Raw genomic sequence first — 18867 nt, 5'->3', positions numbered from 1 at the left:
TCATTGATTAAGGACTGATGAGCCTGCACCGCTGACGCTTCGTGGCGACGCAAATAACCCCATATATTTCATTGAATTAGTCACGCTGAGCGCGTCCATCGGGACGGATGCGCGCGTTCTGCTCGCCCCAATCGAGCCCTTCCAGACGATGTATCGGCGTAATTGGCGGTCCCGGCGGTTTCCCTTGTCGAGTTGCAAGGGGAATCAGCTATGATGAGATGTAGTGAGATACGGTTTCTTGGAGTTCATTCTACTATTCGCGGATGCATCTAAGTAGCTGATATTTCTAACAACTATGGCAGAAAACCGCGCCTCTAAATCGGCGGTTCTGACTTTTGAGGCTCATCGCGAAGCCGCCCGAAGGGGGCGTTGCCAATACGGCTGTCTCTGGTCGCTTGGTGGCAGGTGCTGGATGGGAGCGGAACAGCGCATGAATTGTGAGAACTCGATAGGATTCTTCTCGACATTCGACACTGCGGTTGCCGCGTCGATCACGTCGGCCCAGTCTTGGAGCATCCGCCTTCGCGGTGTGAGATAGAGCGCACTGTTGTAAGCGCCGCGCACCTCATCCTCGTCCTCGTGAGCGAGCGCCATCTCGATCCAATCCGGCTTGTAGCGTTCGGCTTCGTTCGCCCAGGTCGAGCCGAGCCCCCTAAACCCATGTACCGTCTGCCGATGGAGATACCCCATCCGATAACAGGCATAGATCATGGTGTTCTCGGAAATAGACTTTCCAGGCTTGGCTCCGGGAAAGAGGAACGCATCGTTCGTCGCCTGCAAGCGGCGCTGAACGATCATTGCGGCCTGGCGGGACAGCGGAACAAGATGCTCACGTTCCATCTTCATGCGCTCCGGCGACAGACGCCATAGCGGGTTCGGTCCATAGAGATCCTCGAACTCGTCCCTGGCCGCGAAGCGGGTTTCGCTGGTTCGGACCCATGTGAGCAAGGTGAACAGCAGCGCGTCACGGGTGATCTCGCGGCGGCGCGGCGTGTCCTCGCCGTCATAGGCGAAGATCGCTCGCACCAGCTTCGGAAACTCCGCGAGCGGCACGCGCGCCATGTGCCTGACGGGCGGCTTGGGCTTGAGCGCATCGTTGAGGCCGAGCGTCGGATCGATGGTCGCCCAGCCGCTCGCGATCGCGAAGCGATAGATCTGGCTGACGTTCTGCTTGAGGCGACGGGCGATATCGAGGGCGCCGCGCGCTTCGACCGCGCGGATCATCTCGAGAATCTCGGGCGGGTCGATTTCCGTGATCGGACGCTTCCCGATGACCGGAAAGACGTCGCGCTCCATCCGGTTGATGACGCGCAGGGCATGGGCCGAGTCCAGCCCTTCAATACGATTGGCGTGCCAGGCCCGCGCAATCTCTTCGAACAGCTTGAGCGCGGCCCTCTGCTTCTTCGCCCGCTTCCTGGCCTCGGCGGGGTCCTCACCCTGATCGAGCAGCCGCTTGGCTTCGGTCCGCTTCTCGCGGGCGATCGCCAGCGTGACGGTCGGATATTTGCCGAAGCTCAGCAGTTTTTCCTTGCCGTCGAAGCGGTATTTCAGGCGCCAGAGCTTCGATCCGTTCGGCTGGACGAGCAGGTGCAGGCCTTCTCCATCGGACAGCTTGTAGGGGCGCTGCCGCTTGGTGGCGTATTTGACCTCAAGTTCTTTCAAAGCCATCTGGGGGTATCGCCTGTTTTGGGGACAGCCGAAAAATACCCCCAAAATACCCCCAATCCAAATCGCCGTGGGTGGCCGCAGCCGGTCGCACCGGGACGCCGGCGTACGCAACGGGACGCGAAAAATATTTGATTTTCCTCGAAAAATGTCTGCCAGTGGCCTCAGTGGGTCACTGGTGGACAATCCGGGTTGGTAGCGGAGGAGGGACTTGAACCCCCGACACGCGGATTATGATTCCGCTGCTCTAACCAGCTGAGCTACTCCGCCATACCAGGCTCGCCACGCGCTCGGCGTGGCAGGCGGCGTCCTTTAGGTCGGGGTCGGCGCCTGGTCAACCTTGGAAATCGCCTGACCTTGCATCGAACCCGGTCAGCGCCCCTGCCCCGCTCAGCCGCGGAAAGGATAGTCGCGGATGAAGCGCCACAGGCCATCCTCGTAGGCGTAGAGACCCAGGCCGTGGAAACGGAACTGGCGGTGGTCGAGCGTAGGCCCCAGACTGGCCTGAAGGGCGCGTGCGGCCTCTCCTGTCACCTTGTTCTGGATGGTGATGTGGAGGCGCAGGCCTTGCCAATCCTGGCGCGTCAGCAGGCCGTGCATCCGCTCGGCGATCGCGCCATGAATTTCGACCATCCCCGGACTGTCGAGCGCGATGGCGGTGCCGCCGCCCAGCTTCATCAGGCCGGTGACGCGCACGTCGGGCGGCGGCCCGGCTGCCAGGCTTCCCAGCACTTCGCGCAGCTCCTGCTCGCAACTCGGCGGAAGCGCGTGAAACAGCGTGACGTGCGCGCGCAGCTTATTGCGCTCGGGCGGGAAATGCGCGCGCCGCAGGCCATCGGCCCAGGCCAGCACGTCGGGCGGCATTTCGGCCGTCACAAGCAGTGGAGTGCCTTGTGCCGTGCCGGGCGGCGGGCTCACACCTTGCCGGCCTGAAGCGCCTCCAGAACCTTTTCCGGGCTCGATTCGCCATAGGGATCCTCGTCGGTGCCGACATCGTTGATGCCGGGTTCCTCGAACCACGCGACGATCTCGTTGTCGTCCACCACCATCGCGTAACGCCATGAGCGCTGGCCGAAGCCGAGGTGATCTTTGTTGATCAGCATGCCCATGCGGCGCGTGAAGTCGCCGGAACCGTCGGGCAGGAGCTTGACCTTCTCCAGACCCAGATTGCGGCCCCACTGGTACATGACGAAGGCATCATTCACGGCGATGCAGTAGACATCGTCGATGCCGGCCTTGCGGAAATCATCGTAGAACCGCTCGAAAGCGGGGCACTGCTCGTTGCTGCAGGTCGGCGTGAAGGCGCCCGGCAGCGAAAAGATCACGATTTTCTTGCCGGCGAATTCTTCGCGCACCTTGAAGTCCTGCCAGCGAAAGGGATTGGGGCCCTCCACGCTTTCGTCGCGGACGCGGGTTTTAAGCGTGACATCGGGAATCGTGCGGTTGAGCATGGCGGACCTCCTGCAAGTGCTGGGACGATTGCGTCCTTCAAGTGCCGATCGGCCGCAAAGTTCCGCAAAAAACGCGAACGCGAAAGACGCTCGGGAGCGCCCGTCGCGCCGTCCCGGGCCCCGCCCAGGAAGGCGTTAAAGCTCCCCGCGCTTGCGGCGGATCGCGAACCACTTTTCGACGTTGCGGTTGTGCGCCTCGAGCGTGTCGGCGAAAGCATGCCCGCCGGTTCCGTCGGCCACCATGTAGAGCGCATTGGTCTTCGCCGGATTGAGCACCGCGGCGATCGACTGCTTGCCGGGATTGGTGATCGGGTGCTTGGGCAGGCCGACCATCGAATAGGTGTTGTAGTCGTTGACAGCCTGAATCTCGGACTGGCGGATACGGCGCCCCAGCGGCTTGCCCTTGGTGATCGGATAGATGATCGTCGGATCCGCCTGCAGCATCATGCCCTTCTTCAGCCGGTTCGAATAGAGACCGGCGACCATGCGGCGTTCGGAGGGCTTGGCGGTTTCCTTCTCAACGATCGAGGCCAGCGTGAGCGCTTCGGCCTTGGTCGAGACCGCGAGGTCCTTGCTCCGCTTCGCCCAGAGTTCGTCGAGCGTGCGGTTCATCGCCGCCTGCATCCGGCGCAAGACATCGGCGCGCGGCTCATCACGCTCGAAATCGTAAGTGCCCGGCAGGACGCTGCCTTCGTCAGGCACGGCAACCTCGCCCACCAATTGCGGCTGCGCCATCAGCCGCTCCTGGACCATGATCGAGGGCATGCCTTCCGGTACGGTCACGAAGCGGCGGATAACGTCGTCGCTCTGGATGATGGACAGGACTTGCCGCGCGCTGGCGTGCGCCGGAATGCGGAATTCGCCCGCCTTGATCGGCGAGCCGCCGCCGAACAACCGCGACCGCAGCTGAAAGCCGCGCGCCGAATCGATGATCCCTTCCTCAGCCAGTTTCTCCGAAACCGACGTGAGGCTGCCCCCGCTCGGCACGATGAAAGCCTGCTCCTTCTCGAGCGGTCCCGAACCGAACCAGCCGGATACGAACACGGCAGCCGCAATACCCAGCGCCAGTGCCAGAAGCACGGCCAGCAGGCAGCCGCGCCGCATCGCCATCAGTCAGGCTTTCGCATGACCAGGCTGGCGTTGGTGCCGCCGAAGCCGAAGCTGTTGTTCAGAACCGCGCGAACCTCACGCTTCTTCGCGGTGTGCGGCACGAGATCGACGCCCTGGCAGCTCTCGCTCGGATTATCGAGGTTGAGCGTGGGCGGCACGATCTGGTCGCGCAGGGCCAGAATGCAAAAGATCGATTCGACCGCGCCGGCGCCGCCAAGCAAGTGGCCGATCGCCGACTTGGTCGAGCTCATCGAGACGCCCGAGATGGCATCGCCGAACAGACGGCGGACCGCCCCGAGCTCGAGTTCGTCGCCGAGCGGCGTCGAAGTGCCGTGGGCGTTGATATAGTCGATGTCCTTGGGCTCCAGCCCCGCCTTGCGCAGAGCCATCGCCATCGAACGGTACGCGCCGGAACCTTCGGGATGCGGCGCGGTGACGTGATAGGCATCGCCCGAAAGGCCGTAGCCCAGCACTTCGGCGTAGATCTTGGCGCCGCGCGCCTTGGCTTTCTCGTACTCCTCGAGCACGACGACACCCGCGCCCTCGCCCATCACGAAGCCGTCGCGCGCGACGTCGTAGGGACGGCTGGCGCGCTGCGGTTCGTCGTTGAACGCGGTCGACAGCGCACGCGCCTGCGCGAAGCCGGCAATGCCGATCGGGCAGATCGTGCTTTCCGCGCCGCCCGCCAGCATCACGTCGGCATCGCCGTCGCGGATCATCCGCGCAGCATCGCCGATCGAGTGCGCCCCGGTCGAACAAGCAGTGACGACCGCGTGATTCGGGCCCATGAGCCCGTACTTGATCGAAACTTGCCCGGAGATGAGATTGATCAGCCGCCCGTGCACGAAGTGCGGGCTGACTCGCCCCGGCCCCTTGTTGGCCAGAACCAGGGATTCGCTCTCGATGCCGGGAAGCCCGCCGATACCCGAACCGATCGAGCAGCCGGCCATCAGCCGCTCCTCCTCGCTCATGTCGACGAGGCCCGAATCCTCGAGCGCCTGCCCTGCGGCATCGATACCGAAGACGATGAATGGATCGACCTGACGCTGGATCTTGTGATCGACCCGCTTGCTGGCATCGAAGCCATATTCGTGGTCGGCCGGCTTCACTTCGCAAGCGATGCGGCACTTTTGGTCGGAGGCATCGAACTTGGTGATCGGCCCCGCGCCCGACTTGGCGGCCAGAATGTTGGACCACACGGTCTCGACATCCGCACCCAGCGGAGTGACGAGGCCAAGGCCAGTGACGACGACGCGACGCATTGCTCTCTCCAGAAATACGACAGGCCCGCACCTCGTGGAAGAGGCCGAGCCCGCCGTTGTCTTTGACCTTGGTCCGGCCGGACGCTTCAGCAGCGTCGGACGGCCGGAGTAGCGGCCGAGCCGGGCCTGTTAGCCCTTGTTTTCCTCGATGTACTTGATCGCATCCGCAACGGTGCTGATCTTTTCGGCGGCATCATCGGGAATCTCGACGCCGAACTCTTCCTCGAAAGCCATGACGAGCTCGACGATGTCGAGGCTGTCCGCACCCAGATCATCGATGAAGCTTGCGTCCTCGGTGACCTTCTCGGATTCCACGCCAAGGTGTTCCACCACGATCTTCTTAACCCGATCGGCGGTATCGCTCATGTATTGGCCCCTTCTGAATGGGAGGTGATTTCGTGCCAAGCGCCCTAATGCGCAGGAAGTGCGCTGGCAAGTCTCGCGCGTAAAGTTGTCTGCAAGGCTTTTTCCAGACAGCGCCTAACCGGCTGCGGCAAGTGGTCCGCCCGCTCAGCTGCGATTATGCTCGCGAAGCTGACGTGCCCCTCTTTCGCGATCGTCGATCGCCTTGAGCCGGTCGCGCGCTTCGGACACGGACGCGACCGACAGCAGCCGTTCGTAGAGCGCGCGTGCCTGCGCATCGTCGCCCGCCGCTTCGGCGCAAAGCGCGACGTTGAACGCCGTGGCGATCTGCGTGGGGTTGGTCTGCGCCAGGTCCTGCCAGACCCGGCACGCCGCCGCCGGATCGGACTTGGTGAGACGCAGCGCCTGCTTGAACCGTTCGCCGTCGTCCTTCGAAAGCCCGTCGCGCTTTTCGAGCACGCGCACATCGTCGACGCGGTCATCGGGCGCGAGATCGTCACGCAGGGTCTTGGCGATGCGGCCCGCCAATTCGCGCGCGACCGACGAGCGCGAGGGCTCCTTGTCGTCGGGGCACACAGTGAGGGTCTTGCGTTCCGAAAGGTGCGAGCTCGAATAGAGCGGCTGCCCGTCGCGCGCGGTCAGACGCAGATCGGGCGAGAGCACATAATCAAGATTGCGGCAGTCAATCTTGCGATTTTCCTTGCGGACGCACTTGCCCTTCTCGTCCTCCTCGACGCAGACCTTCTTGCTGCGGGTGATTTTCGAGGTGCGCATGTCCAGCGAGGCGAAGCCGCGCAGCACGGCATCCGCGCCGGCGCCGTTCGGGATGACCTGGAACCAGGGACGCTGGTCGACGATGACGTCGTTCAGTTCGTCCTCGATCGCGAAAGCCAGCGCCGGGCCGTCGCGCCCGCCGAGGCTTTCCACTGCCAGTCGATTCACGAACGCCGCTTCGTCGGCACGAGCAGGATAAATGCCTGCCACTCGCAGAACTTCGGCCTGTGCAGGCATCGTTACCGTGACGGCCGCTACCAGACCGCAAACCCACGTCCTCATGGTCACCCCTCGCTATTCTCCCCTAGATCCAGAGATTTGCGATAAGCGCGGCGCGAGGTCAACGGTGAACGGGCGTTTGGCTTGGGGCGGTCCGGCAGTCTGTCAGATGATCGTCAGGCATGCCAATCCCGTCACGCTGAACTTGTTTCAGCATCCATGGTGCCTCCGGTCCGAACCTGAGCGGAACGCGAAATGGATGCTGAAACAAGTTCAGCACGACGGACGGGGGCGAGGAAGGAACCGAGGTCGTCTCGCGAACCCCGATCCCCGACCCCGCCTAACCGGCGTTGGGGGCGACGACGTTGCCCGAAGTATCCGAAGTGGCCGGCTTCACCGGCTCGACCACGCGCATGTGCAATTCGCGCAGCTGCTTCGTTTCGGCCGGGCTTGGCGCGCCCATCAAGAGATCCTCGGCGCGCTGGTTCATCGGGAACAGCGTAATCTCGCGCAGGTTCTGGACGCCGCACAGCAGCATCACCATGCGATCGACACCCGCGGCCATGCCGCCATGCGGCGGAGCGCCGTACTGGAACGCGCGGTACATGCCGCCGAACCGCTCCTCGACATCGGCCTTGGACAAGCCGACCTTTTCGAACGCCGCGACCATCAGGTCCGGGTGCTGGTTACGGATCGAGCCCGATGCCAGTTCGTAGCCGTTGCAAACCATGTCGTACTGGTAGGCCTTGATCGACAGCGGCTCTTGGGTCTCCAGCGCTTCCAGCCCGCCCTGCGGCATCGAGAACGGGTTGTGCGCAAAGTCGAGCTTCTTGTTGTCCTCGTCCCATTCGAAGAACGGGAAGTCGACGATCCAGCAGAAGCGGAACGCGTCCTTCTCGATCAGGTCGAGCTGTTCGCCCACCCGCGTGCGCGCCGCACCCGCGAGCTTGGCGGCCTGCTCTTCCTTGCCCGCCGCGAAGAAGGCGCCGTCGTCGGGGCCGAGGCCGAGCGCATCGAACAGCGCGGCCATCTTCTCGGGCCCGTGGTTCTTGGCGATCGGGCCGCCGAACTCACCGCCCTTGCGGGTCGCATAGCCGAGACCGGCGTGACCCTCGGACCGAGCCCATTCGTTCATCTCGTCGAAGAATTTGCGGCTCAGCCCCGCGGTGTTCGGCGCCGGAATCAAGCGCACGACACCGCCCGAGCCGACGATCTTGTCGAACAGGCCGAAGCCCGATCCCTTGAACTCATCGGTCACGTCGCGGATGATCAGCGGATTGCGCAAGTCCGGCTTGTCCGAACCGTAGTCGAGCATCGCCTTGGCATAGGGAATGCGCGGGAACTCGCCGGCGGGCGTCACCGTCTTGCCGTTGGCGAACTTTTCGAAGATCCCGGCCATGACCGGTTCCATCGTCTCCCAGATTTCCTCCTGAGTGACGAAGCTCATCTCGAGGTCGAGCTGGTAGAATTCGCCCGGCAGACGATCGGCGCGCGGATCCTCGTCGCGGAAGCACGGCGCGATCTGGAAGTAGCGGTCGAAGCCCGCCACCATCAGCAGCTGCTTGTACTGCTGCGGCGCCTGAGGCAGCGCAAAGAACTTACCGGGATGGATGCGGCTCGGCACGAGGAAGTCGCGCGCGCCTTCGGGGCTCGATGCCGTAAGGATCGGGGTCGAGAACTCGGTGAAGCCGATGTCCTCCATCTTGCGACGCGTCTCGCGGATGATCGCGGTGCGGGTCATGATGTTGGCGTGCAGCGTCTCGCGGCGCAGGTCGAGGAAGCGGTACTTGAGGCGGATGTCCTCGGGGTATTCCTGCTCACCCGCCACCGGCAGCGGCAGCTCCTCGGCGCGGCTGAGCACTTCGGCGGAGCGCGCGAAGACCTCGATCTCACCGGTCGGCAGGTTGGGGTTCACGGTCGCGGCGTTGCGCGCCTTCACTTCGCCCTCGATCGTGACGACGCTCTCGGTGCGCAGGCCTTCGAACAGCGCGAGCGCGGGGCTGTCGCTGTCCGCCACGATTTGGGTCATGCCGTAGTGATCGCGCAGATCGACGAACAGCACACCGCCATGATCGCGTTTGCGGTGGACCCAGCCCGAAAGCTTGACGGTCTGGCCGACCTCGGCCGCCGTGAGCGCGCCGCAGGTGTGGGTACGATAAGGGTGGGTCATGGTCTCGTGCAGCTTTTCGCGATGGATCGGATTGGGCAAGCCGAGGCCCCTAGTCGAGTGCCGTCGGGATTTCCAGTGCTGGCGAGCCCCAGGCGCCGCCCGGACCGCAACGGACACTGCGATCGAAAGGTTTGAGTAACTATTGCGCGTTACCCCACTTAAACCAAGCGGCTGCGATGGATGAACCATGCTTGCAGAAGCGACAATCGGAGACCTCGGCGAACGCGACTTTTTGCGGGAAATCGAGGAGCTGCTCCGCAACGACCGTACCGACGAAGCGCTCGACCGTATTTCGGAGCCAATGGCTCGGCATTGCCGACCGGGCGGAGTCTTGCCTGAAGCTCTGATCGACCTGAACGTCGCGGACATCGTGATCGGAGGCTGGGATGCGCTCGAGCCGCGGATGCGCCAGATCGATCGCGAAGGCTATCCCGTGACCGCGCTCGGAATCGAGATCACCGAACCGGCCCCGGGCTCCGAACCCGGATACCATCCTCTCATCGAGACCTGCTTCTATACCGACAGCGCCTATCCCTTCTCGGAGTGCGATCGCGAGGCGCTCCTCGAAGGCTATTCGTCTTACGGGACCGAATGGCAGGGATCTTGCGACGATTGCGACGCGACGATCACCGTGCGCGGACTTCACGAGCCCTATGCGGCAGTGGCAGCGCTGGGTGGGCGCATTCGCGATCCGGAACGCACCGCCAGCGAGGGCGAAATCCAGGCCTACATGCTTGGCGCGAGCTATCTGGCCGTGCTGGTGCATGCCGCTGTCCGCAAGGCGGTCGACGAAAAGGGCTTGCCGCGTCCGCTGGCGATCTTCGTCGCCGGAAACGGCAGCTATCCCGGATTCGATGCGCCGATTGCCACGCACTTCGACGTTGTGGGCGCGGAGCCGCCCCGTTCGACCTCCACAGATCCAGCAGCGTTCCGTCTCGACGATCGAAAGCAAAACGAGACAATAGAGGATGCCGCGCCGACAGACGGCGACGACACGCTAGATTTCGAACCGCAGCCCGACGAGGCGATGCTGGACCTCGGGAATGCGGACGACGCGCATCCCGACGAATTTTATGAACTGCCCGCGACGATGGGACATGTCAGCGGCAGTCAGTTGCGCAAACGCTTCGTCACCGACGAGTCGATCGCCCTCACGCAGGAGAGCGAGCCGGAGAGCCTGATCCAGCGCCTTCTGGGCAAGATCAAACCGCGAAGTTGAATCGGCTTCGCGTTAGGCGTAACGCGCCTGTCGCATGAAGATTCATCCGCTGATAACGACAAGCGACGAACTCGCCGCCCTTTGCGAACGCCTTGCCCGGTCCGACTTCGTCGCAGTCGATACCGAGTTTATGCGCGAGAACACCTATTGGCCCGAGCTGTGCCTGGTTCAGATCGCCAATACCGAGGAAGCTGCGGCGATCGATCCACTGGCAGACGGGCTGGACATGGCCCCTCTGCACGACTTGCTCACCGACAACGAGGACGTGCTCAAGGTTTTCCATGCCGGCGGGCAGGATGTGGAGATCATCTACAACCGCACCGGCCGCACGCCCCACCCGATCTTCGACACCCAGATCGCGATGATGGCGGTCAGCCAGTCGGAACAGATCGGCTACTCCAACCTCGTCGAATCGTGGCTGGGCATGACCGTCGACAAGGGCGCGCGTTTCACCGACTGGTCGCGGCGGCCGCTGACCGACCGGCAGATCGAATACGCGATCGGCGACGTTACCCACCTTTCCAAGATCTTTCCCAAGCTCCTCAAACGCCTGATGAAGACCGGGCGGGGCGAATGGCTGGATCAGGAAATGGAGAAGCTCGCCGATCCGGAAAACTATCGCAATGATCCCACGCAGGCCTGGCGCCGGGTCAAGGCCTCGGGCCGCAACGCGATGACGCTCGGGCGCTTGAAAGCGATCGCGCAGTGGCGCGAGCTGGAAGCTCAGGACAAGAACATTCCCCGGGGCCGCATCGCCCGCGACGAAACCATCGCGGACATTGCCAACCATCCCCCCAAGAAGCAGGCGGACCTCGCCAAAGTGCGCGGCCTTTCGCAGGGCTGGAAGGACAACGAGATCGGTAAGCGGCTGATGGCGACCATCGAAAACGCCTCCCCCCTTCCCGATGACGAGATGCCGACCCGCGCCCCGCGCGGCGCGCCGCTCGGCAAGGAAGGTGCGCTCGTGGCGGACCTGCTCAAGCTCCTTCTCAAGATCCGCGCGCGCGAAATCGACGCCGCCTCGCGGCTGCTGGCACGCAGCGAGGAACTGGAATTGCTTGCAGCCGGCGTGCGCAAGGACCTGCCGGTTCTGCAAGGCTGGCGCTACGACGTGTTCGGCAAGGATGCCCTCGATCTGGTCGAAGGCAAGCTCGCCTTCGCGGTGGAGAACGGCAAGCTCAAGATGACGCACGTCGACGACGTTAAGAACGACGACTAGGCAAATTCGCCATCCGGTCGGTCGCCGCTAAGTTTGTGCTTTCCATTGCCTAGGCAGGGTGACGGCCGCAAAACCTCAACGCCTATCTCTTGGCCTGGCCCGTCGGCTGCGGCATAGGCTCCGGGAATGACCGTCCACCAGCCCACGCTGAAGCAGCTGCAGTATCTTGTGTCGCTGCACGAGCACAATCATTTCGGGCGCGCAGCGGAGGCGTGTTTCGTCTCGCAATCGACGCTTTCAGCCGGTCTGCGCGACCTGGAAGCGCTGTTGGGCGTCGTGCTGGTCGAGCGGACCAAGCGCGCGGTGCGCTTCACCCCGCTGGGCGAGGCAGTGACGGCCAAGGCGCACCGCATCCTGCGCGAGACCGAGGAATTGTCCGAGCTCGTCCAGTCGAGCGGCAAGCCGCTCTCGGGCGAAGTGCGGATGAGCGTGATCCCGACGATCGCGCCGTTTCTGCTCCCGCGCATGCTGCCGCGCCTGCGGCGTGAACGCCCCAACCTCAAGCTGTTCCTGCGCGAGGAGCCCAGCGCCGCCGCGATCGAATCGCTGCACCACGGCCGCGCGGACTGCGTGCTGCTGGCCCTCCCCTACGCGACTGGCGACGTCGAGAAGGAAACGATCGAGCTCGATGCCTTCTACGTCGCCTTCCCCAAGGACGACCCGCGCGACCCGCCCGACGAAATCGCGCCTGATGGGATCGACGAGCACCGGCTCCTGCTGCTCGAGGACGGACACTGCCTCAAGGACCACGCGCTGGCCGCGTGCAACCGGCCCGAACTGCGCGCCAGCGCGACGATGATCGGCACCAGCCTGCACACGCTGGTGCAGATGGTCGACAATGGCCTGGGGCTGACGATGCTGCCCGAAATGGCGATCGACGCGGGGATCCTCGCCGGCACCAATGTCGTCGCGCGTCCGCTCGTCTCGAACAATGCCAATCGCGAAATCGCATTGATCTGGCGGCGCAATTCGCCGCGCGCCGACGAATTCCGGCTGCTCGCCGACGAACTGCGCGCGGGCTGAGCGTCAGCCGACGGCGGAAGGTTCGGCCCGCGCCGAGTGCCTGTCCAGCCGCAGCGCTAACAGGAACACGCCAAGGCCGGTCAGCGCCAGCAATGCGCCGATCCATCCGCTGGCGGTAAAGCCGTAGCCTGCGGAAATCGCCAGCCCGGCCAGCCATGGTCCGAGCGCGTTGGCGACGTTGAAGGCGCTGTGATGCGCCGCCGCCGCGAGCGCTTGAGCATCGCCGGCTACGTCCATCAGCCGCGTTTGCAGCACGGGGCCAAGGCCGCCGCTGCAGCCAACCAGGAACATCGAGAGGAGCAGCGACCACAAGTGTCCGGACATGAGCGGGAACAGCGAAAGCGTCACCGCGCTCCACAGGAACACCGCGATCGCAGTCTTTTCCAGTGCGACGTCGGCGGCCTTGCCTGCCACCAGGTTGCCCACGGTCATACCCACGCCGAACACGCAAGCGACCAGCGGCACGTAGGCCTCCGATTCGCGCGTCACCTCGATCAGCGTCGAGGCCGCATAAGTGTAGACCGCGAAGAGCCCGCCGAAGCCGATCGCACCCGACAGCAGCGTGAGCAGTACTTGCGGATTGCGGAACGCGCCCAGTTCGCTCAGCGGGCTGACCGCGGCGTGCGGTTTGCCGCGCGGGGCGAACACGGCGACCAGAGCCATGGTGACGAGCGCCAGCACGGCCACCACCACGAAGCCCGCTCGCCAGCCCAGCCACTGGCCCAGCGCATTCGCCACGGGCACGCCGATGATGGTGGCCACGGTCAAGCCCAGGAAAGTTCGCGAAACCGCTCGCCCGCGCTGATCGATCGGCACCAGCGAAGCCGCGACGAGCGAGGCGATGCCGAAATAGGCGCCATGCGGCAGCCCACTGATGAAGCGGAAGACGAGAAGGCTGGTGTAGCTGCCGGACGTGGCGCTCAGCCCGTTGCCGAGCGCGAACAGGGCCATCAGCGCAATCAGCAGAGTGCGTCGCGAAACGCGGGCGGCCAGCACCGCGATGACCGGCGCGCCGACGACGACGCCAAGCGCATAGGCGCTGATCGCATGCCCCGCCTGGGGCTCCGAAATGCCGAGATCTGCCGCGAAGAACGGGAGCAGGCTCATTGCCGCGAATTCGGTCGTGCCGATCGAGAAGGCGCCCATCGAAAGGGCCGCGATTATGAGCCACGGCGAGGCGGCGCGGGAATTCTGGTCCAAGGGAGGCTTTCGGTTTTGCAGTGCAGCAAGCTTGAAGGGTCGCAGATGGGACACCCTTGCCGTCAAATCCAGAGCCGGAGAACCGCTTTCCCTCGCACCTGCAAAAGATTGGGCGCAATCAGCCCGCTTCGACGCCGCGCTCGGTATAGTCGATGCGGATCCGCACCCAGGCCCCGACCTGAAGCTTGGAATTGATCTTGGGCGGGATCACCCGGAACTGCCACGCCGCTTCCTGAACGGCGCGGCCAAAACCCGATCCCCGCGGGGATTCGTCGATGATCTGGCAATCCTCGACTCGGTAATCCTCGATCGTGCGGCAGGCGATCACGCCCCAGCCGGTGTGCGCCCCCGAACGTGGCAAATAGCCGGCAAGCTGCGCATCGGTCGGTCGGCGATACCAGTCGGCATTGTAGAGTCGCACTCCGCCCGGTCCCTCGCCCGGACCCTGCATGGCGCGGCCCTGCCCGCCGCTCCCGTCGCCTTGCGCCACTTGCGCTCCTCGTTGCGGCAGCGCGCCGATGTCGGCAGCCGCCGCCTGCTTGCGATCGAGCCGGATGAACCCGGGAATGTCGTCGAAACTTTCCGCCCGATCCTCGCGCTTATCCGTAAGCTTGGGCGCTTTCGGCAGCGCGGGCGGCGGGGTGCGAGCGGTTTCGACGGCCTGCTCCGCCTGTGCCTTTTTCTTGGGTTCTGCTTTCTTCGCGGTCGCCGATGCGGTTTCGCCCGTCGCGAAAGTCGCGAGATTGGGGCGGCGCGTCTTGGACGGCGCGTGGGCCTGGAAAACCACCGCCAGCAAGGCAAGCAACGCCATCACGGCCAGCGACAGCGCGATCGATACGGCCCGCTGACGCGGCGATCCCGGGCGATATCCGGATGCTAGGGGTGGCACGGCGGCATCCATGGCAGCGATCGAAGTTATGCCTGCGATGGCGGAGGCCTTCGCCATGCCATCGCCGGGCCTTTCAGTCCATGTGCTTCAAGCCGGCGCGCAAATAATCCCAGCCGGTTATCAGCGTCAGCACTGCCGCCGCCCACAAGGTCGTGAGGCCAACGGTATGCGGCAAGTTCACCACGATCGGGCCGAGATCCAGATTCCACCACGGCGTCGCCCGCCCCAGGATCAGCGCCCCCAGCGAAATCATCTGGAACGCGGTCTTCCATTTGGCCAGCTTCGATACCGGCACCGAGACGCGCAACGGCCCGAGGAATTCGCGCAACCCGGAAACCGCGATCTCGCGCATCAGAATCACCAGGCCGGCGATCACGTGCGCGTCGCCCACATAGGGCCCGCGCAACACGCCTTGCGCGGTCAGCACCAGAATTACCGCCGCCACCATGATCTTGTCCGCGATCGGATCGAGAAACATGCCGAGCCGGGAGACGGCACCGTTGGCACGCGCCAGATAGCCGTCGAAATAGTCCGTGACGCCCATCAGGCAGTAGAGCGCGAAAGCCAGCCCATAGCCGAACTCCCAATCCGGCCACCACAACAGGAACGCCAGCAGCGGCACTGCGAAAATGCGCGAGAGAGTCAGCAAATTTGGCAAGGTCAGCATGTTCTAAGGCCCATAGCCGCGAAACCCTGCTCGGATAAAGTGCCGGCAGGGGTTGTGCCGGGCCAGAGTCGCATTAAGTGTCGCGCCGATACTGCACCCGGCCCGCGAATGCACGGCCCGATACGAGACCGATGACAACCTCGACAAAGCTGATCCGGGCCAGGCGATTCTTTCCTTTGTTCGTCACCCAGGTCCTTGGCGCGTTCAACGACAACCTGTTCAAGAACGCGATGGTATTCTTCGTGGTGTACTCGGTCTACAATTCCGAGACGTCGGAGATGTGGTTCAGCGCGATTGCATCGGGCATTTTCGCCGCACCCTTTTTCCTGTTTTCCGCGCTGGCCGGCCAGCTTGCCGATATGCGCGACAAGGCCAGGATCATCCGCATCGTCAAGCTGTGCGAGATCGGCATCATGTTGGTCGGCGCCACCGGACTGGTCCTGGCATGGCAAGGGCTCGCGGTCGAAAGTGCCGCGATTCCGCTGCTGCTGCTCGCGCTGTTCGCAATGGGCGTCCATTCGACGTTCTTCGGTCCGATCAAGTACGCCATCCTGCCGCAGCATCTCCAACCGGAGGAAGTGCTCGCCGGCACCGGTCTGGTCGAGGCCGGCACGTATCTGTCGGTGCTGGCGGGCACGATCGTCGCGGGGTGGATCGGGGTCGAACATGCCGCCGCGCTCGTCCTGGTCATCGCCGTGATCGGCGTCGTGACGGCGCGCAGCGTGCCCTCGGCGCCGCCGCTCGGAGCCATTGTCCCCGTCGACTACAATATTTTGCGATCCTCGCTGCGGCTGATCCGCGCGACCCTGCATGACCGCCGCGTGTTCCTGGCGATCGTCGCGATCAGCGTGTTCTGGGCGATCTGCACCATTCTGTTCGTACAGTTTACCCCGCTCGCCAAGAACGTTCTGTTCGCCAGCAAGGAAGTGGCCAGCCTGTTCCTCGTCATTTTCTCGGTTGGCGTCGCGATCGGCTCGCTGTCGATCAACACCCTGCTCAAGGGATCGGTATCGGCGCGCTATTCGCCGCTGGCAGTGATCGCGATGGGCGCCTTTCTAGTGCTGTTCGAGGCGATCTGCAGTGGCTGGCGTGTCGCCGATGAAACGCGGATGCTCGATGTCGCGAGCTTTCTGGTCCACCCGCTGGCGCCGATGCTGCTGATTGCCCTGCTCGGCATTGCCGTCTCGGGCGGAATGTTCGTGGTGCCGCTCTACGCCTTCCTGACGACTTTCGTCGAACGGAGCCAGACGGCGCGGACGATCGCTGCGAACAACATCGTCAATTCGGGCGCGATGACGATCGGCGCGATTGCGGCGGGGCTGCTGAGTCTGTTCGGGGTAGCGGTGGTCAAGCAGTTGCTCGTCGTCGCGGCCTGCTGCCTCATCTCGGCGTGGTTCGGCTACATGCTGCTGAAGGCGGAGCGGGAAGCCGCGACCGCCTGAGATTCACATGATGAACGTGGTGATCGCCACGAGGCTGCAGCAATAAGTAGTCAGGAAGCTGCGCCAGCCGCCGGACGTGAGCGCCGCGCCACTCCGCCGCATGCCTCCGTCGGCGTTTTCGACCGGCCCGCCGTGGCGGACGTGTGGCGGGAGGGACCGCAGGAACCAGTGTCTTGCGGATTCGTCGGTCAGGACCAGGGCACGTCGTTTTTGACTCATGCCCAAATGTTAAGAGATTGTTTACCTTTGTGCCAAGGCCCGCGGCCGGCTTATCCCGATACGGGACGTCTCGGTAATTCCGAGAGATCGCTCGGAACTTGATACGGTTCGCGGCAAATCACGGCTCGCTTCAAACGAAAAGGGCCGCCCAAGTGGACGGCCCTTTTCATTGGTATGCTGCTGGCGTCAGACTTTGTCGCCGAGCGCACCCTTGACTTCGCCCTTGACCTGCTGGGCTTCGCCCTTGCGCTCCTGAGCGCGGCCTTCGGCATCGAGACGCGGATTGTTGGTCGCTTCGCCTGCAGCCTGCTTCGCGTTGCCGGCTGCTTCGTTGCCGAGACCCTTGGCTTTGTCCTTGAGTTCACCCATGATTTATCTCCTTGCAATCGCGAGCGAAAATTCACTCGCTGCTTGCAATGAGGAACGGGCGAGCGCCCCATTTTGTTCCGTAATCCCGGCGATAAACTGGCTCAGGGCGGTCAACCGTTCTCCCGCTTCGACAGGGCGATGATGTACTTCCATTCCTCCGCGGTAATCACTGCCACGGACAGGCGGGAAAGCTTGATCAGTTCGATTTCGGTCAACTCCGGATCCGCCTTGATCTCTTTGAGCGTGACCGGCCGCGCGAGTTTGCGCACCGGCTTTACCTTGACCGCGGCCCACTTGCCTTCGGGATCGCTCGGATCGGCCAGACCGGCTTGGCTGATCTCGACGATGCCGACGATCTCCTTGCCGATGTTGGAGTGGTAGAAGAACGCCTCGTCGCCGACCTTCATCGCGCGCAGATTGTTCGCCGCCCGATGATTGCGCACGCCGTCCCAGGTGCCTTCGCCCTCGGCGACGAGATCGTCCCACGAGTAGGCGTCGGGCTCGGATTTCATCAACCAGTAGCTCTTTGCCATGCATCGCCCTTCGTTTTTGACTAGAGGAGGGTCGATAGACGATTCACCCGGAACAGGGCCACCATGGAACTTGCAGAAATCCCCGTCCTCAGCCTCGAGCGCGACAAGGACGTCCTTCCCGCCGAACTCGGCGCCAGCTTTCGCCGCTACGGCTTTGCGATGGTGCGCGATCACGGCATCGATCCCGGCCTGATCGCGCGCGCCTGGGACCTGACCGAGCAGTTCTTCGCGCTGCCGGCAGAGGAGAAGCAGCGCTACCACATCGCCGGCAGCGGCGGGGCGCGTGGCTACACGCCGTTTCGCACCGAAGTGGCCAAAGGGGCCTCGGTCAGCGATCTCAAGGAATTCTGGCACGTGGGCCGCGATCTGACGCCGGGACACCCCCTCGCGCCGACGATGCCGCCCAACGTCTGGCCCGAACGGCCCGAAGGCTTTCGCGAGACCTTCACCGAACTCTACCACGCCTTCGATACCGTGGGCGTGCAGCTTCTGCGGGCCATCGCCGTCAATCTCGGTCTTCCCGAAACATGGTTCGACCCGACCGTGGATGACGGCAACTCGGTGATGCGGCTGCTGCACTATCCCCCGGTGATCGAGAACCAGGACGGCGCAATCCGAGCCGGCGCACACGAGGATATCAACCTCATCACCCTGCTACTCGGCGCGCAGGAAGCGGGCCTGGAATTGCTCGGCCGCAATGGCGAGTGGCTTTCGATCGCACCGCCTGAAGGCGCGATGGTGGTCAACATCGGCGACATGCTGCAGCGCCTAACCAACGACGTGCTGCCTTCTACCACCCACCGGGTCCGCAATCCGAGTGGCGAACGGGCGCGCTACAGCCGCTATTCGATGCCGTTCTTCGTGCACTTGCGCAGCGATTTCGTGTTCGAGACCTTGCCGCAATGCATTTCGGCAGACAGCCCGGATCGCTATCCGGAACGGATTACGGCGGACGACTACTTGCAGGAACGCCTTCTCGAAATCGGCCTCAAGTCCTGATTCCCGGCGCTTTGCGCGCGATTTAACGGATATTTCAGTCCCGCTACGGTAATTCACGCATGAAACCACTGGGG

At 63.8% G+C, this 18867-nt stretch carries 19 protein-coding genes and 1 tRNA gene; 5 read left to right on the top strand and 15 right to left on the bottom strand.

Features of this window, described 5'->3' with window-relative positions; genetic code table 11:
* Window positions 1-342: 342 nt before the first annotated feature.
* The 9 genes from GQO94_RS07330 to aspS all read right to left on the bottom strand — a co-directional run bounded on the left by GQO94_RS07330 (window position 343) and on the right by aspS (window position 9014).
* Entirely contained in the window at window positions 343-1851 is a 1509-nt protein-coding gene (locus tag GQO94_RS07330) for a tyrosine-type recombinase/integrase (RefSeq protein ID WP_231736599.1), read from the bottom strand.
* 7 nt (window positions 1852-1858) lie between these two features.
* Window positions 1859-1935, bottom strand: a tRNA-Met gene (locus tag GQO94_RS07325).
* A gap of 120 nt (window positions 1936-2055) precedes the next feature.
* Window positions 2056-2583 carry a 2'-5' RNA ligase family protein gene (locus tag GQO94_RS07320; protein ID WP_232332819.1) on the bottom strand — a complete coding sequence of 176 codons (528 nt, stop codon included), beginning with the start codon at window positions 2581-2583 and terminating at the stop codon, window positions 2056-2058.
* Window positions 2580-3116 (bottom strand): peroxiredoxin, encoded by a 537-nt coding sequence (locus tag GQO94_RS07315; RefSeq protein WP_156840528.1) that lies wholly within the window; start codon window positions 3114-3116, stop codon window positions 2580-2582. The genes GQO94_RS07320 and GQO94_RS07315 overlap by 4 nt, the downstream gene beginning before the upstream one ends.
* 135 nt (window positions 3117-3251) lie before the next feature.
* Window positions 3252-4226 (bottom strand): endolytic transglycosylase MltG, encoded by a 975-nt coding sequence (gene mltG / locus GQO94_RS07310; protein ID WP_156840527.1) that lies wholly within the window; start codon window positions 4224-4226, stop codon window positions 3252-3254.
* The gene (gene fabF / locus GQO94_RS07305) at window positions 4226-5488 is read right to left on the bottom strand and encodes a beta-ketoacyl-ACP synthase II (RefSeq protein WP_156840526.1); all 1263 of its coding nucleotides are present in this window, start codon (window positions 5486-5488) and stop codon (window positions 4226-4228) included. Before fabF ends, mltG begins: the two co-directional genes overlap by 1 nt.
* 129 nt (window positions 5489-5617) lie before the next feature.
* Window positions 5618-5854 carry an acyl carrier protein gene (locus GQO94_RS07300; RefSeq protein WP_156840525.1) on the bottom strand — a complete coding sequence of 79 codons (237 nt, stop codon included), beginning with the start codon at window positions 5852-5854 and terminating at the stop codon, window positions 5618-5620.
* Window positions 5855-5998: 144 nt separating this feature from the next.
* Window positions 5999-6913, bottom strand: coding sequence for a tetratricopeptide repeat protein (locus GQO94_RS07295; RefSeq protein WP_198045860.1), 915 nt, complete (start codon window positions 6911-6913; stop codon window positions 5999-6001).
* A 271-nt stretch (window positions 6914-7184) separates the two neighbouring features.
* Entirely contained in the window at window positions 7185-9014 is a 1830-nt protein-coding gene (gene aspS, locus GQO94_RS07290; protein WP_156840653.1) for an aspartate--tRNA ligase, read from the bottom strand.
* 187 nt (window positions 9015-9201) lie between these two features.
* Here aspS and GQO94_RS07285 point away from each other — a divergent pair, with 187 nt between their 5' ends.
* The 3 genes from GQO94_RS07285 to GQO94_RS07275 all read left to right on the top strand — a co-directional run bounded on the left by GQO94_RS07285 (window position 9202) and on the right by GQO94_RS07275 (window position 12475).
* Window positions 9202-10233: a hypothetical protein gene (locus GQO94_RS07285; RefSeq protein WP_156840523.1), complete on the top strand. Its 1032-nt coding sequence runs from the start codon at window positions 9202-9204 to the stop codon at window positions 10231-10233.
* 34 nt (window positions 10234-10267) lie between these two features.
* Window positions 10268-11452 (top strand): ribonuclease D, encoded by a 1185-nt coding sequence (gene rnd / locus GQO94_RS07280; RefSeq protein ID WP_156840522.1) that lies wholly within the window; start codon window positions 10268-10270, stop codon window positions 11450-11452.
* A gap of 126 nt (window positions 11453-11578) precedes the next feature.
* The gene (locus GQO94_RS07275) at window positions 11579-12475 is read left to right on the top strand and encodes a hydrogen peroxide-inducible genes activator (protein ID WP_156840521.1); all 897 of its coding nucleotides are present in this window, start codon (window positions 11579-11581) and stop codon (window positions 12473-12475) included.
* A gap of 3 nt (window positions 12476-12478) precedes the next feature.
* On the opposite strand, the gene GQO94_RS07270 is transcribed toward GQO94_RS07275, so the two are convergent.
* The 3 genes from GQO94_RS07270 to pgsA form a co-directional block, all read right to left on the bottom strand.
* Complete coding sequence (locus tag GQO94_RS07270) at window positions 12479-13675, bottom strand: MFS transporter (RefSeq protein ID WP_408636601.1); 1197 nt, start codon at window positions 13673-13675, stop codon at window positions 12479-12481.
* 118 nt (window positions 13676-13793) lie between these two features.
* Window positions 13794-14621 carry a hypothetical protein gene (locus GQO94_RS07265; RefSeq protein ID WP_232332818.1) on the bottom strand — a complete coding sequence of 276 codons (828 nt, stop codon included), beginning with the start codon at window positions 14619-14621 and terminating at the stop codon, window positions 13794-13796.
* A 16-nt stretch (window positions 14622-14637) separates the two neighbouring features.
* Complete coding sequence (gene pgsA / locus GQO94_RS07260; protein WP_156840520.1) at window positions 14638-15231, bottom strand: CDP-diacylglycerol--glycerol-3-phosphate 3-phosphatidyltransferase; 594 nt, start codon at window positions 15229-15231, stop codon at window positions 14638-14640.
* Between the two features lie 131 nt (window positions 15232-15362).
* Here pgsA and GQO94_RS07255 point away from each other — a divergent pair, with 131 nt between their 5' ends.
* The gene (locus tag GQO94_RS07255) at window positions 15363-16673 is read left to right on the top strand and encodes an MFS transporter (RefSeq protein ID WP_156840519.1); all 1311 of its coding nucleotides are present in this window, start codon (window positions 15363-15365) and stop codon (window positions 16671-16673) included.
* Window positions 16674-16676: 3 nt separating this feature from the next.
* Here GQO94_RS07255 and GQO94_RS07250 read toward each other — a convergent pair whose 3' ends face one another.
* The 3 genes from GQO94_RS07250 to GQO94_RS07240 form a co-directional block, all read right to left on the bottom strand.
* Window positions 16677-16892, bottom strand: a complete 216-nt coding sequence (locus GQO94_RS07250; protein ID WP_156840518.1) for a hypothetical protein — start codon at window positions 16890-16892, stop codon at window positions 16677-16679.
* A gap of 186 nt (window positions 16893-17078) precedes the next feature.
* On the bottom strand, window positions 17079-17261 hold the full coding sequence (locus tag GQO94_RS07245; RefSeq protein ID WP_156840517.1) for a CsbD family protein: 183 nt from the start codon (window positions 17259-17261) through the stop codon (window positions 17079-17081).
* A 110-nt stretch (window positions 17262-17371) separates the two neighbouring features.
* On the bottom strand, window positions 17372-17794 hold the full coding sequence (locus GQO94_RS07240; RefSeq protein ID WP_156840516.1) for an EVE domain-containing protein: 423 nt from the start codon (window positions 17792-17794) through the stop codon (window positions 17372-17374).
* 63 nt (window positions 17795-17857) lie between these two features.
* Between GQO94_RS07240 and GQO94_RS07235 the strand changes: the two genes are divergently transcribed.
* Window positions 17858-18793, top strand: coding sequence for an isopenicillin N synthase family dioxygenase (locus GQO94_RS07235; protein WP_156840515.1), 936 nt, complete (start codon window positions 17858-17860; stop codon window positions 18791-18793).
* Window positions 18794-18867: the final 74 nt, after the last annotated feature.

Source organism: Novosphingobium aquimarinum (assembly GCF_009746585.1).
Classification (GTDB): domain Bacteria; phylum Pseudomonadota; class Alphaproteobacteria; order Sphingomonadales; family Sphingomonadaceae; genus Novosphingobium; species Novosphingobium aquimarinum.
Note: the sequence above shows the minus strand (reverse complement) of the source record. Positions and strands in the feature narration are given on the sequence as shown.